At 52.8% G+C, this 13,882-nt stretch carries 12 protein-coding genes and 1 pseudogene; 6 read left to right on the forward strand and 7 right to left on the reverse strand.

The genetic code is table 11. The features are described 5' to 3' along the window. Positions 1–160: 160 nt before the first annotated feature. The 3 genes from R6U67_RS07295 to xseA are packed head-to-tail and all read right to left on the reverse strand — an operon-like array spanning position 161 to position 2,056. Positions 161–553 (reverse strand): hypothetical protein, encoded by a 393-nt coding sequence (locus R6U67_RS07295; protein WP_410251929.1) that lies wholly within the window; start codon positions 551–553, stop codon positions 161–163. A 6-nt stretch (positions 554–559) separates the two neighbouring features. After that, on the reverse strand, positions 560–760 hold the full coding sequence (gene xseB / locus R6U67_RS07300; RefSeq protein ID WP_410251930.1) for an exodeoxyribonuclease VII small subunit: 201 nt from the start codon (positions 758–760) through the stop codon (positions 560–562). A gap of 42 nt (positions 761–802) precedes the next feature. Beyond that, positions 803–2,056 (reverse strand): exodeoxyribonuclease VII large subunit, encoded by a 1,254-nt coding sequence (gene xseA, locus R6U67_RS07305; protein ID WP_410251931.1) that lies wholly within the window; start codon positions 2,054–2,056, stop codon positions 803–805. A gap of 294 nt (positions 2,057–2,350) precedes the next feature. Here xseA and recA point away from each other — a divergent pair, with 294 nt between their 5' ends. After that, the gene (recA, locus tag R6U67_RS07310; RefSeq protein ID WP_410251932.1) at positions 2,351–3,460 is read left to right on the forward strand and encodes a recombinase RecA; all 1,110 of its coding nucleotides are present in this window, start codon (positions 2,351–2,353) and stop codon (positions 3,458–3,460) included. Between the two features lie 86 nt (positions 3,461–3,546). Here the strand turns inward: recA and R6U67_RS07315 are convergent, their stop codons facing one another. The 4 genes from R6U67_RS07315 to bchL all read right to left on the reverse strand — a co-directional run bounded on the left by R6U67_RS07315 (position 3,547) and on the right by bchL (position 9,020). Then, the gene (locus R6U67_RS07315) at positions 3,547–4,512 is read right to left on the reverse strand and encodes a protochlorophyllide reductase (RefSeq protein WP_087705298.1); all 966 of its coding nucleotides are present in this window, start codon (positions 4,510–4,512) and stop codon (positions 3,547–3,549) included. Between the two features lie 314 nt (positions 4,513–4,826). After that, the gene (locus R6U67_RS07320; RefSeq protein ID WP_410251933.1) at positions 4,827–6,233 is read right to left on the reverse strand and encodes a ferredoxin:protochlorophyllide reductase (ATP-dependent) subunit N; all 1,407 of its coding nucleotides are present in this window, start codon (positions 6,231–6,233) and stop codon (positions 4,827–4,829) included. A gap of 37 nt (positions 6,234–6,270) precedes the next feature. Next, positions 6,271–7,893 (reverse strand): DUF5331 domain-containing protein, encoded by a 1,623-nt coding sequence (locus R6U67_RS07325; RefSeq protein WP_410251934.1) that lies wholly within the window; start codon positions 7,891–7,893, stop codon positions 6,271–6,273. A gap of 263 nt (positions 7,894–8,156) precedes the next feature. Then, positions 8,157–9,020 (reverse strand): ferredoxin:protochlorophyllide reductase (ATP-dependent) iron-sulfur ATP-binding protein, encoded by an 864-nt coding sequence (gene bchL, locus R6U67_RS07330; protein WP_068788852.1) that lies wholly within the window; start codon positions 9,018–9,020, stop codon positions 8,157–8,159. 510 nt (positions 9,021–9,530) lie between these two features. Here bchL and R6U67_RS07335 point away from each other — a divergent pair. From R6U67_RS07335 to R6U67_RS07355, 5 genes and pseudogenes are all read left to right on the forward strand, one after another. Further along, on the forward strand, positions 9,531–10,880 hold the full coding sequence (locus R6U67_RS07335; protein WP_410251938.1) for a tetratricopeptide repeat protein: 1,350 nt from the start codon (positions 9,531–9,533) through the stop codon (positions 10,878–10,880). A gap of 137 nt (positions 10,881–11,017) precedes the next feature. Then, a complete protein-coding gene (locus R6U67_RS07340) occupies positions 11,018–11,221 on the forward strand; it encodes a hypothetical protein (protein WP_410251935.1) in 204 nt (67 codons plus the stop codon). Between the two features lie 276 nt (positions 11,222–11,497). Next, entirely contained in the window at positions 11,498–13,150 is a 1,653-nt protein-coding gene (locus R6U67_RS07345; protein ID WP_410251936.1) for an ABC transporter substrate-binding protein, read from the forward strand. 7 nt (positions 13,151–13,157) lie between these two features. Then, positions 13,158–13,322: pseudogene (locus R6U67_RS07350) on the forward strand (DUF2887 domain-containing protein); the annotation flags it as partial. A gap of 166 nt (positions 13,323–13,488) precedes the next feature. Continuing rightward, on the forward strand, positions 13,489–13,882 hold a 394-nt coding region (locus R6U67_RS07355), incomplete at its 3' end, for an Rpn family recombination-promoting nuclease/putative transposase (RefSeq protein ID WP_410251937.1).

Below are 13,882 nucleotides of genomic sequence, written 5' to 3' on the forward strand. Positions count from 1 at the left end.
ATTTTGATGTGATTGAAAAAGCGAGGGTTGCTCGATTTGACTGAGGGTTAACAATTTTGATGCGGCGGATTATCTAAAGCCTTTTGTAAAGTCGCAACGTCTCTTGTAATGGCTTACCAGAACCCTTAGATGTACGGATTACCCTTTTCTTTGTTTCTCCTCAGTCGCCGGTTCGGTTTTTCAAGGCTAACAGTGGGGTGGTGAAACCCCGAGATATCCTCACAGTCCCGGCGTTTTGGTGAAGTTTACTGGTGGGAATCGGGTTTAGTCTGTTGGTGGCAATTTTGCAGGCGATCGCGGTTCCCACACAAGCCAGTAATGAGCCAAGTTTCTCTGAAAATTGAATGATGCCAAAATGACCATGATGGGTTTCAGGTTCTAAGTTTTCTTCCCCAATGGATAAGCCCAAAGGTTGTCGTAAGACTTGGTCGCGAAGGGTTAAGGATTGTTGATAGAATGGAGAAGAAACCGAGTCGTTCACCGCCTGAAGTAAACCTAAATGGGGATGAAACCAGGAATTTAAGCCTTTGAAATGCGGGCTATCGGTGAACATACGCCCTTACTGGTCGCTCAGGGTTTCAATTAAGATATCAAGTTGCTGCTGCTTTTGCCCGAGAAATTGCTCACAGTCTTGGAGATGTTCGGCGGCGACAGCAAATTTATCGAAGACATCTTCTAAGTCGAGTTGTCCCGATTCGATTTTCTGAATGATACTCTCGATTTCTTCGACGGTGGCTTCGTAGTTCCAAGGGTGAGTCATGGGAAATTGACGGGAGACTAGAGAGTCAGGGATGGGCAGAGATTAGGATTGGCTGAAGGGTGCGGGTCCCTCGCTGCCAGTGGAGGTGATTTTTACCTTAACCCATCCTTGGGCCAGTTTCACGGACAAAACTCGTCCAGGTCGCAGATCCTGACTCGAACGGACAATCTCACCTTGTGCGTTACGTATCACGGCGTAACCGCGATCTAAGACGATTTGCGGGTTGATGGTGGTGAGACGTTCTTGCAGAAACTGATGTCGTTGTTGGGATTGCTGTAAGCGTTGCTGGCTGGCGTTAATCAGGCGCTGTTTGAGTTGCTGAAGTTTTTGCCGTTCTTGGTTGAGTTGACGCTGAATCGGGGTAATATCGAGGCGCTGACGTAGCTGATGCAGATGCGATCGCACCCCCCCGAGATAGGTAATCATCACCTCTTCTAACCGTTGTTGGCGATCGCGGTGGGCCTCAATCAGACTCTCAAGTTCAGGAACCGCCCGTTTCGCCGCCGCCGTCGGGGTTTCGGCAACAAAATCAGCGGCTAAGTCTGCCAGGGATTCATCCCGCTGATGACCAATTCCGGTAATGACGGGACAGGGACATAGGGCCACGGCCCGCACCACCCGCTCATCATTAAACACCGCTAAATCTTCCGCTGAACCGCCGCCACGAGCGAGAATCACCAACTCCGCCCGTCCGTCGGCCACCACCCGCGCGATCGCCCGTTCAATACTGGCCGCCGCGCGATCGCCCTGAACCCCCGTCGGAGACAACAGCACCTGAAGGCCCGGATAGCGCTGGCGTAAGGTACTTTGGATATCTCCCCAGGCCGCCGCTTGAGGGGAGGTGACGACCGCGATGGTGTTGGGATGTGGGGGGAGAGGCCGTTTACGTCTCGGGTCAAACAGACCCTCAGCCATGAGACGATTACGCAGTTGTTGATGCTGTAGGGCCTGCATCCCCGCGCCGAGGGCCAACACCTGAAAACCATACAGTTTATACTCACCACGACCCCGAAACAGCCGAATGGTCCCCCCAACTACCACCAACTCCCCCAGCTTCGGGGGTGTTGACAGCTTCGCCACCTGACTTTTCCAGATCACCCCATTGAGAATAGAATCATCCTGGCGATCGCGCAGAGTAAAGAACAACCCCGAGGGATGGGTTTTACAACTCGAAACCTCTCCCACCACCCAAACTGGGCGTAATTGGGGATTATCGTCGAGGAGGGATTGGATATAATCCGTGACCCCGGCCACAGTCAAACTTCCCTCAGGAACAAGCAAATCACTAGGGTGCATACATTAAAGTGGGTACCGCAAATCCCGGCACAATCGTTCTCGTCAGGCTTCTAGTGTAAGGTCTTTTGCCCTTGACTTGGCTGACCGTTGCCCCATGACCGTTCCAACAGAGATTCTGTACTAAAATGATGTATCTGCTGCAAACCCCGACGATCGCAATTTTCAGATCCGCTCTTAATATCTTGTCGTTCTCCAGCAACGCTACAGGTTCTACTCTGTAACCGTCCCCGTTGACGGTTCCTCCCTGGCCCGGAAGCGGGTCAATTAGTCAATTCATCGAACATTGAGGCAAGTATGGCGACTCCTATCACTCAGAACTCCGAAAAGCAGAAAGCGTTAGACATGGTGCTTAACCAGATTGAGCGCTCCTTTGGTAAAGGGGCGATTCTGCGGTTAGGCGATTCGACGCGGATGCGCGTTGAGACGATTCCCAGTGGTGCCTTAACCCTCGACTTGGCCCTCGGCGGTGGCCTCCCGAAAGGGCGTGTCATCGAAATCTACGGTCCCGAGAGTTCCGGGAAAACCACCGTCGCCCTTCATGCGATCGCCGAAACTCAGAAAGCCGGCGGAATTGCAGCCTTTGTCGATGCTGAACACGCCCTCGATCCCACCTACGCCGCCGCGTTGGGGGTTGATATTGAAAATCTCTTAGTCTCGCAACCCGACACCGGCGAAATGGGGTTAGAGATTGTCGACCAACTGGTGCGATCAGTTGCGGTGGATTTAGTGGTTATCGACTCGGTGGCGGCGTTGGTTCCCCGCGCCGAGATTGAAGGCGATATGGGGGATATCCATGTGGGCCTACAGGCGCGACTGATGAGTCAGGCCCTGCGCAAAATTACCGGAAATATCGGCAAATCCGGCTGTACGGTCATTTTCCTCAACCAGTTACGGCAAAAAATCGGCATTAGCTACGGTAGCCCAGAAACGACCACCGGCGGAAATGCGCTCAAGTTCTACTGTTCGGTGCGTCTGGATATTCGCCGCATCCAAACTTTGAAAAAAGGCTCTGATGAATATGGGATTCGCGCCAAGGTTAAGGTGGCTAAAAATAAAATTGCGCCGCCGTTCCGTATTGCTGAGTTTGATATTCTCTTTGGTCACGGCATCTCCCAGGTGGGATGTTTGTTAGATCTCGCTGAAGAAACTGGGATTATTAAGCGCCGTGGGGCTTGGTATAGCTACGATGGGGACAACATTGGCCAGGGGCGAGATAACTCGGTCAAATATCTGTTGGAAAACCCTGAGTTTGCCAAGACGGTTGAGGAAAAAGTCCGTCAAGAGTTAGCCATGGGCGCTATGGTTTCCTCGAATAGTATCGGTCAAAACGGTAATTCTCCCGAGGATGCGGAGAATGACAACGCCAGCGACAAGAACGATAAAGGCCAGAACGAAGAAGAATAAGTACTGCGATCGCCGAGTATCAAAAAAGACCGAGGACCGACCTGATCGATTCCTCGGTCTTGCTTCTAGTTGCGCTGGCTATCTCCCTACGCCAATCCCACCAGTTTCATACTTAAATCCCACATCCGCTCACCTCGTTCGTCATCTCGCGCTTGGGGAGAGACTTTTTGAACGAAAGATTTGCGGTCTTTTTTCTGGCGGTTTCCCCAACTCCAGTAGGCCCCAGATTGGCCATATTCGGGGTCAGCCACCACAGCGGCCACCCGTTCCCCGGAGAGTTCCTGGGAGACATAGCCTTTGGTGATGTACTTTTGGAAGATGGGGAAGATTTTTTGGAAGAGGGGATAGTGGTTGCGGAAGAGGGGGGTGTCGGCCACGCAACCGGGATAGAGAGAGGTGAAGGTGATACCGGTTTCGTCGTGATAGCGCCGATGCAGTTCCCGCATGGTTAGTACGTTACAGACTTTGCTGTCTTTGTAGGCTTTGACCGGTTCAAAGTCTTTCCCGTCGGCCATGGTGACGGGACCGGTGAAGCCTTTTTCAAAGCCTTCAAAGTTGCCCAAGTCGGGACGCGGGGGAATTTTTCCACCGAGTTCGTCGGGGTTATGGGTGACGGTTCCGAGAATCACCATGCGTCGGTCTTCGTAGGTCGATCGCTTCATGTCCTCGATCATGACGTTACAAAGGAGGAAATGACCGAGATGGTTGGTGGTCATCGTCAGTTCGTAGCCTTCGGGCGATCGCAGCGGTTCTTTGATCAAAGGCATATAAATCGCCGCATTACAAACCAACGCATCCAGAGGACGATTGAGACTGCGGAAATTGGTCACAAACTGGCGCACACTGGCTAGAGAGCCGAGGTCAATGTGCATAATGGTGTAACTTCCTTCAGGAAGTCCCACGTCTTTGGCGGCGGCTTCGGCTTTTTCGAGATTACGACAAGCCATGACGACATGCCAATCATCCCGAGACGTTAGGGCTTTTGCGGTGTAGAGTCCGACGCCGGAAGATGCGCCCGTGATTACAGCCGTTCGGTTGCGATCCTGTGCCATGTTGAGTTAATTTTTTTTAAATTTTATTGACAAGTACAAGAGAGGTTGATTTCACATTGCGCTCACGCTGCGCTGGGGGTGCGATCGCAAAGTTCCCAGGGGTAACATTGGGGTTCTAAGAGACTTAATATAAACCAAAAATTGAGCGATCGCAACTCCTAGTTCAGACTTTAACAACAAAAATCAAACATTTGTAAAGAAGGCAAGAGGCAAGAGGCAAGAGGACGACCCCGTGGGGGATCGCCCTTGGGGAGATGGGACTCGCTAAACGGCTGTTGTGAGTCACCGTCTCACGTCACCGTCTCACAACAGCCCTAAACCTGGGCATCTTCCTGGACTAACTTCTCCCAACCCAAATGCTTGAGATTGTCATTGCGACGTAGCGGACGAGTGGCCAACTCCAATAAATCGCGAGTATTGGCGAAACCATGAATCTGAGCAAAGGTAAACTCAACCGACCACTTCGTACTAATTCCACGGGCCTCTAACGGATTCGCATGAGCCATACCCGTAATCACCAAATCAGGATTTGACTCCTTAATCCGTTGCAGTTGATTGTAATTATCCGGCTTCTCCACAATCGTCGGATAGGGAACCCCCATCTCATCGCAGGTTTTCGCCAAGAACTCCAATTCCGCCTTCTGGTAGCGCTTATCCATATAGGGAATGCCAATTTCCTGAACCGTCATCCCGCAACGAGTTAAAAAGCGTGCCAAGGAGATTTCGAGCAAATTATCTCCCATAAAGAAGACCGATTTACCCCGCAACAGGGCCACATACTCTTCGACACTTTCCCAAATTTTTTGCTCCCGTTCCTCTAACCCCTGTGGTTCAATGCCGAACACCGAGCAAATTTTCTCAACCCAAGCGCGAGTTCCATCAGGACCGATGGGGAACGGCGCACCAATGAGTTTACATTTGCGGCGACGCATGAGGGTGGTCGCCGTGCGACTTAGAAAGGGATTGACGCCACAAACATAGTCTCCTTCCACCAGTGGAGGGAGTTCCGTATAGCGTTTAGCCGGTAACATTCCCGAGACTTGAATCCCTTGTTTTTTCAGTTCCAGACTCAACTGAGTCACCACTGGGTCTGGGAGAGACCCAAACAAGGTTAGAGGAGGATGGTCAACATACTCCGATGTTGTCGTCTCCTCCTCATCCTTGCGACCGAAATCAAGTAGACGCTTGATGGCGTTGCGTTCAGTTTTTTCTGACTCCACCCGCTGATTTGGACAGCGTTGTGCCATGGCTGCTAACACCGTGTCTTCCCCTTGGGTGAAGGCATAGTCCAACCCATTGGCCCGAGCCGTGACGATGGGGATGCCAATTTCGGCCTCAAGTTTGGGGGCTAACCCTTCCAAGTCCATCTTGATGATTTCCGTGGTACAGGTGCCAATCCAAACAATGACACTGGGGTTGCGATCGCGCTTAATTTGTTGGCACAACCGTTTCAACTCTTCGTAATCATTGAGCTGAGCCGAAACATCCCCTTCTTCGAGTTCCGCCATCGCATAACGCGGCTCGGCAAAAATCATCACACCCATGGCATTTTGCAGAAAATAGCCACAAGTTTTCGTACCAATCACCAGAAAAAAGCTATCTTCGATTTTCTGATAGAGCCAGGCGACACAGCTAATCGGGCAAAAGGTGTGATAGTTCCCGGTTTCACACTCAAAGTTGAGTGCATTGGGTTGTGCATTGGGTTGTGCAGCAACAGTCATGGAACAGTTCTCCTAATATCAGGGGTGGTCAGTCGTGTTATTCGAGATCTGACAACAAGTTGGAGATTTCAGGATCTTCCTCGTCGTCGTCATCTTCCATCAACGCCCCAAACGCGGCTTCGTCGAGTTCGTCATCATCGCCGAGATCTCCTAAGCCCGAATCCTCGTCATCGCCACCAAAGGCAGCCAGGTCGAAGCCATTATCATCATCGGAGGAGTCCTCGTCATCATCGTCGCCGAAGGCCCCAAGATCGAGTCCGTCATCGTCATCATCGGAGGAGTCCTCGTCATCGCCGAAGGCCGATAAGTCCATAGCATCATCGGAGGAGTCCTCGTCATCGCCGAAGGCCGATAAGTCCATGTCATCATCGGAGGAGTCCTCGTCATCGCCGAAGGCCTCGAGGTCGAGTCCGTCGTCGCCATCATCGGAGGAGTCCTCTGCCGCGAAGGCTGATAAATCCATGTCATCGTCGGAGGAGTCCTCGTCACCCTCATCGCTGGCTAAGGCCCCGAGATCGAGATCATCGTCGGAGGAGTCCTCGTCGCCACCGAAAGCATCGAGATCCATGTCGTCAGACCCCTCGCTACCGTCGTCATCGGCGGCAAAGGCATCGAGATCCATGTCATCACTTTCAGGCTCGTCCTCAGCAAAGGCTGACAGATCGATGTCATCACTCTCTCCCGCCTCGCTGTTGGAGTCCTCGGCGGAGTCATCGGCGGCAAAGGCATCGAGATCGAGATCATCGCTGTCCTCGCTTGAGGAGTCCTCGGCAGTCTCGTCACCCGTAAAGGCTGACAAGTCCATGTCGTCGCCGCTCTCATCGTCGCTAGCATCACGGCTATCTTCGATGGGAGTTTCGAGATCGACGGGTTCTTCAGACAATCCGGCAAAGGGATCGAGGTCTTCGTCGTTCTCCTGAGCGTCGGAACTGGCTTCAGGTTCTCCGAGGAGGTCGAGGGCGTCATCGGCTTCAGGCGCGTCAGGGACGGGCGCTTCGCTTGAGGAGTCCGACTCCTCTGAGTCACTCTCCTCGAACTCACTCTCCTCTGAGCCACTGTCGAGAATCATCGCTTCTGGGGTCTCGTCAGGGGAGTCATCCTCTTCGTCCTCAAGGATACTTAAATCCTCTTCGTCTTCCTCTTCGACGGCGGCGACGGCGGCGACTCCGACGATCGCCTCGGCTTCGGGTTCCGGCTCGGGTTCAGCCACCGGTTCGGGCGTTTCTGCGATCGCAGGGGGTTGGGGGTCGTCGGAAACTAGGCTACTCGCCGCCACGCCAGCAGCGGTGAAATCCCCAGTTTCCGACTCACCAAAAGGGTCGTCTTCAGTCTCCTCGACGGAAGGGGCCGATCCTTGGGAGGGAACGTCAGTCTCGGGATCTAACCCGAGGGCAATGTCAGGGTCAAAGTTGAGCCCGATCACTTCGATTAAGGTGTCAGGATCGGGATTGAGCCGAGAAAAGGGCAACATCAGTTGGGCCAGCTTCGGTTCGATTCCGTTGAGGGAACCAATGATGAAGTAAGACGGAGGACGACGACCTCCATCGGGGGTTTTGACGGCAGCCACCTGCATATGCAGGTTGAGCCATTCGCGGTTGGCTTGGTAATACTGCAACCACTTCTCTTTGAGAGCGCTGGTAAAGCTATCGAAAAATGCCATGGTTTTTATTTATCCCCGGAGTTGCTGCGTTGTTCATTTCTAGTCTATCCGCCTCAGTCGAAGGTACTCCGTCTTGAAACGGCATTAGGCGTTGCCTGTACTGAATCATACTAGGCTAGCTGACAACTCGGGTGCTTCATCCCTGCAAGCTGTAATAGTCGTTGACATTCGCGCCAGGATTGGCTGCGATCGCCGCCGCAACCCAGACTCACATCAGTTGCGAGTCTGGCTCGGTTCCTTCACACGGTCATTTAAGCCATCATTTAAACCATCATTAGGTCGGGTTCAGCATCCACGGTGGCCGGGGGCTGCTGAGGATTGAGGTAGAAGTCAGATAGCAGCGAGAAGAGGTCGCGATCGGCGGCATCTTTGGGAACGACACCTTCGGGTAAGGCCAAGATTTGGTCGGCAATGTTGAGGTAGTAGTCGCAGACGTAGTTGAGGGCCGCGTCGGTTTCGGTCATCTCAAATAGGGTTTTGCCCTTGACTCGGGAGACGCGGATATCTTCGATCAGGGGTAGGATTTCCAAAACTGGCATGGGGACGGTCTCGATATATTTGTCGATGAGATCCCGTTTGGAGGTGCGGTTACCGATCAATCCGGCGAGGCGTAGGGGGTGGGTACGGGCTTTTTCCCGCACGGAAGCGGCGATGCGGTTGGCAGCAAAGAGAGCGTCAAAGCCGTTGTCCGTGACAATCAGGGCATAGTCGGCGTAGTTGAGGGGAGCGGCAAAGCCTCCACAGACTACGTCGCCGAGAACGTCAAAGAGAATGACGTCGTATTCGTCAAAGGCGTTGAGTTCTTTGAGGAGTTTGACGGTTTCACCAACGACGTAACCGCCACAACCGGCACCGGCTGGAGGGCCACCAGCTTCAACGCAGTCAACGCCGCCGTAGCCTTTATAGATCACGTCTTCGGGCCAGATGTCTTCGTAATGGAAGTCTTTTTCTTGCAGGGTATCGATGATGGTGGGAATGAGATAGCCCGTTAGGGTGAAGGTACTATCGTGTTTGGGGTCACAGCCAATTTGGAGGACTTTTTTGCCGCGACGCGCTAGGGCAACTGAGATGTTGCAACTGGTGGTGGATTTACCAATGCCGCCTTTTCCGTATACTGCTAATCTCACCCGATTTTCTCCTTTAGTACTGACTGAGTTCTGTTTGAGGTCGGCGATCGCCACGCCGGTTGAGGTGACTCGTTTGGAACCGGTGGCGGCGATCGCTCGTTCTTTCGTTGTTTGCATTATGGGGGATGTGTCTGGGGATGGAAAGGGTTGCAACATTAAACTTAATGTCTCTGCTGATGTTAGAAAGATTTAAGGTTTTTAAATTAAAGCTTGATAGCGTTCATTCTCTCTGAAGCGCTTTTATAGCTTTTTTTAAGGTTTTATACCTATATTTTATGTTAAGTAGTAACAAAAACAAAAGAGCGTTCTAGATGTAGATGCCTGAGCTGAACGCCTAGTGTGGGTTTGCTACGCTACTTGCTTCAACCGGGGATCCTAGGATTTGGGCAATCATATAAAGAATGCTAAATTTTTCTGCAACTGGGGCGATTCCTCTGGAGCGATTGGAGCAATTCCTCAGTGGCCGTGGCTTGAGAGGTGATGTGAGCGTGAGGGGATGAAAACGACGTGATGGACATTGAAAGGGCCTTGGCCTGTTACGAGGCGCAGCAGTACGATCGCGCCATCGCCATTTGCCAAACCCTATTAGCCCAACAGCCTCAGCGTCTGGATGTGTTAAATCTCTTGGGAGGTATCGCTTTTAAGCAAGGGGAGTGGTCCGAGGCGATCGCCCATTATCAGACCCTACTGAAGCAATATCCCCGCTTTGCGACGGGATATGCCAACCTCGGGCGCACCTGGCAACAAATCCAAGGGTTACCAGAAGCCAAAGCCGCCTATCAGCAGGCCTTGGCGTTAGATGACTCAGGAACGCAATGGTGGTTTAGCTTAGGCCATATCCATTGGGATTTAGGGGAAATTGAGGCAGCGATCGCCTGTTTTGAGGCCGTCTTAGGGCGAGATCCCCATTGGCATGAGGCCCGCAGTACCCTCTCCCTGTTGCGCTTGCTCCAGGGGGATTTTCAGCGGGGATTCGCCGATTATGAAGCCCGTCCCTCCCGACGGGATTTAGCCGAAACCTTCCCTCGCGGCGACTTAATCTGGCGGGGGGAGTCATTACGGGGCAAAACCCTGCTATTACTCGCTGAACAAGGCTTTGGCGATGCGATTCAATTTGTGCGCTATGTGCCTGAATTAGCCGCCGAAGGGGTGCGAGTTTGGGTGCGCGTGCGGCCGCCGTTACTGCGGCTGTTTCAGGGACTCCCCGGCTGCGATCGCCTCTTCTCGACTGACGATCCCATTCCGGCTTGGGATGCTCACGCTTTACTGATGAGTCTGCCCTATTTACGCCAAACCACAGCGAAGACCATTCCGGCCAAGGTTCCCTATCTCCATCTCAGTCCCCATTGTCGTCCCGGTTTCCCCGAAGCTCCCGCCGGATCTAAAAAAGTGGGGTTAGTTTGGTCTGGGAGTCCGACGCATCGCAAAGATAGCGATCGCTCCTGTTCCTGGGCGGAGTTTCAACGCTGGTTGGACTTGCCCCAGATTCAGTTCTATAGTTTGCAGAAAGCGCCTCGGCCCGAGGACGCTGAGGCGATCGCCGCCGAGCCGCGTCTCATTGATTTAGCGCCCCAGTTACGGGACTTTTGGGATACAGCCGCCATGATTCAGGAACTGGATCTGGTGATTAGCGTCGATACCGCCGTGGCTCATCTGGCGGGAGCGTTAGGGAAGCCGGCCTGGGTGTTGTTGGCCCAGACACCGGATTGGCGTTGGGGATTGCAGGGCGATCGCAGTGCTTGGTATCCCACATTACGGTTATTTCGTCAGTCCCAGCGCGGACAATGGACCGAGGCGATCGCCGCGATCCGCGAACGTCTGACCCCGTGGGGGTCTGACCCACTCTCAGCCGCGAGTTAATTGCCAGTTCAACCGGTCAACAGTGATACTCATCACAAACATTCGTGTTGAAGATCGTCTCAAATGGGGAAGGCGATCGCTGTAAAAGGCAAATTTAAAGGTGATACTAGAAGTATCGAACTAAGGTGATAGCCCCCATGATGACGACCCAAACCTTCAACCAAAGCATCCCCCTTGATGAAATGTTTGCCCGAGTTTGGAATCTCGGACATCTCACCCGCGCCGAGCGACAAACGCTGAAGTCGGTCGTTCTCAGTAACAGCCTCAGTTCTGAAGATGAAGATGTCCTCAACCGTATCTTTCATGCCGTGCGCCGAGGTTGGCTCAAAATCTCTGACTAAGGCTGGATTCCCCAGCCGCCTATCAGATTTAACTGTTAAGACCATCCAGTTGGCCCTTGCCTCAGCTTGGCTAAAACGACAGCCTGTCGATTTTTTATTCCGGCCCGATATTTTAACTTAAAATCCCTTTAAAACAGAAAAGTTGAGCAAGATTATTCTTCTTTGACGGTAATGTGACTTCCTCGATCTCAAACTCGGGGTATTTTTTTGGTTAATGCTGTCCGTTAAGATAGTCAGGCAATCGAGAGTTGTCCTAAGACAGATGAGGCAGGCAGCATGAGAGGAGTTTGGAGAAGACGTTGGGCGGCGATCGCGGCCTTGATGAGTTGTTGTCTGGTCATCTTAGTGAGTTGTCAGCCGTCGAGTCGCGATCTCGGTCAAACCGACGGGGGGGCCGCGGTCAGTTCCCGAGGCGATCGCATCCGCCTCGGAACCACCGCCCAAATCGTGACCCTCGATCCCGCCGAAGCCTACGAACAATCCTCCATGATGGCGATCGCCAACCTCGGCGAACCCCTCTATCGCTACGAACAAAACGACCAGGGAGAACTCAGCCTCATCCCCAAACTGGCCAGCGATCTGCCAAGCGTCAGCGAGGATCAACTCACCTACCGCATTCCCCTGCGTCGCGATATCCTCTTCCATGACGGAACTCCCTTCAACGCCGCCGCCATGGCCTTCTCCCTGCGCCGCTTCCGTGACAATCGCGGCCGGCCATCGTTCCTGCTAGCAGACTTAGTCAACAAGATTGAAGCCAGCGGCGAGTACGAACTTACCCTCAGCCTTAACTATCCCTTCGCCGGTTTCACGTCTTTATTGACATTTCCTGGACTTTGTGCTATATCCCCCGCCACCTATAAAATTGGCGAAGGACAATTCCTACCCAACCAATTTGTCGGAACCGGCCCTTACCGCCTGGCTGATTATGGCAGTGATTCCGTCGCCTTCGACATCTTTGAAGACTATTGGGGCCAGACCCCGAACAACCAGGGCGTTGATATGCGGCGGTTTTCGAGTCAATCCAACCTCTATAACGCCTTCCGTACTGGAGGGGTGGATGTGGCCTATCAACAACTCGACCCCGACCAAATCCATAGCCTCCAGGAACTGGCCCCAAGCGAGGGCTTTCAAGTCATCGCCGCCGAGAGTACCACCATTTCCTATCTGGTCTTAAACGTCAATCAACCGCCCTTTGACCGCCTTGAAGTTCGTCAGGCCTTAGCGGCGGTGATGGATCGCGATCTGCTCAATGAGCGGGTGTTTTACGGTCAAGCCGAACCCCTCTATAGTTTGCTTCCCCCGGCCTTTGAGGCCCATCGTCCAGTATTTGAAAGGGAATACGGCGATGGTAACGTGGCCCGGGCTACCGATCTGTTGCGGGAGGCAGGGTTTTCGCCTGAGAGTCCTCTTGTGGTGGAGATCTGGTTTCCCTCGAGTTCCGTGGCGGGCCGTCTGAGTGCCACGATTTTACAAGCATTTGCCGAGCGAGATTTGCAGGGGTTAATGACCGTTGAACCCCGGAGTGTTGAGGCGGCGACAGCCTATGGGTATTTAGATAAGGGGGTTTATCCCACCTTTGTCTTGTCCTGGTATGCGGATTTCTTTGATGCGGATAACTACGTTAAGCCGTTTCTCGAATGTCAAGAGGGGTCTGTGGAGGGAGGCTGTACCTTAGGGGAAAGTCAATATCATGGCTCGTTTTATTATGATCCTCTAGCCAATGAGTTGTTGCAAGCGCAACGGGAAGCGTCTGACCCGCAGCGGCGTGAGAGTTTGTTGGTGGAGTTACAGGAGATTGTCGCCGCTGAGGTTCCTTATATCCCTCTCTGGCAGAATAAAGATTATGCTTTTGCCCAAGGCGATATTTCTGGGGTGCGGTTGAGTAAGACCCAACAGGTGCTTCCCTTTGCCTCGATTGGGCGGATGTGATGAAGCCCAGGAGTTTCAACAGACTCAGGAGCGTTTCCCAGCCACGCCGCTACAACGAGATCTGATTGAAACCATTGTTATTTATAAGCTTCCCAACGCCAGTCGCGAGGAGATTGCTCGAATGTTTGAAATCACGGATTTAAAACAAACCCGCTTTTATCAAGAGGCCTTTTTAGCCTGAACCGCGAGAATCCTACGTTTCTAATCTTCGATTGAAGCGTAGATGAATCGCGGCGGCAAGGTTGCGGGCAAGCCGTTCGAGAGAAACCGGGTGTCTGGATGAGTTGCGGTGGACTTGGAGATACAATCACTTCAACCGGTCAATCCCCATTAAGTCTGTGAAAACTGACAGCATCTTCTACCGCATCTTCCAACAATATCCTCGGAGTCTCTTCGACCTCCTCCAGCGTCCGAGTGATGAAGCCCAGGAGTATCAGTTCACCTCCGTGGAAGTGAAACAACTGGCCTTTCGCCTTGATGGTCTATTCCTACCCACCGGTGACAGTCCCCAGCAACCGCTGTATCTAGTAGAAGTCCAATTCCAAGCCGATGATACTCTCTACTACCGCCTCTTTGCGGAACTGTTCCTCTATCTGCGACACTATCGACCTTCCCATCCCTGGCGGGTGGTGGTCATCTATCCCACACGGCGCACAGAACGACCTGAGTTGCATCAGTTCCAAGACTTGCTAGAGTGCGATCGCGTCACTCGGATTTATCTCAATGAACTCC

Origin of the sequence: Sodalinema sp. (genome assembly GCF_046483825.1) — a bacterium.
Lineage (GTDB): Bacteria > Cyanobacteriota > Cyanobacteriia > Cyanobacteriales > Geitlerinemataceae > Sodalinema.

What these genes read in the sequence shown, in the direction of transcription:
- xseB (WP_410251930.1), bottom strand. Translation starts at nt 760, where the DNA reads ATGACTCACCCTTGGAACTACGAAGCCACCGTCGAAGAAATCGAGAGT.
- R6U67_RS07320 (WP_410251933.1), bottom strand. Translation starts at nt 6,233, where the DNA reads ATGACTGTTGCTGCACAACCCAATGCACAACCCAATGCACTCAACTTT.
- R6U67_RS07345 (WP_410251936.1), top strand. Translation starts at nt 11,498, where the DNA reads ATGAGAGGAGTTTGGAGAAGACGTTGGGCGGCGATCGCGGCCTTGATG.
- R6U67_RS07295 (WP_410251929.1), bottom strand. Translation starts at nt 553, where the DNA reads ATGTTCACCGATAGCCCGCATTTCAAAGGCTTAAATTCCTGGTTTCAT.
- recA (WP_410251932.1), top strand. Translation starts at nt 2,351, where the DNA reads ATGGCGACTCCTATCACTCAGAACTCCGAAAAGCAGAAAGCGTTAGAC.
- R6U67_RS07315 (WP_087705298.1), bottom strand. Translation starts at nt 4,512, where the DNA reads ATGGCACAGGATCGCAACCGAACGGCTGTAATCACGGGCGCATCTTCC.
- R6U67_RS07340 (WP_410251935.1), top strand. Translation starts at nt 11,018, where the DNA reads ATGATGACGACCCAAACCTTCAACCAAAGCATCCCCCTTGATGAAATG.
- xseA (WP_410251931.1), bottom strand. Translation starts at nt 2,056, where the DNA reads ATGCACCCTAGTGATTTGCTTGTTCCTGAGGGAAGTTTGACTGTGGCC.
- R6U67_RS07325 (WP_410251934.1), bottom strand. Translation starts at nt 7,893, where the DNA reads ATGGCATTTTTCGATAGCTTTACCAGCGCTCTCAAAGAGAAGTGGTTG.
- R6U67_RS07335 (WP_410251938.1), top strand. Translation starts at nt 9,531, where the DNA reads ATGGACATTGAAAGGGCCTTGGCCTGTTACGAGGCGCAGCAGTACGAT.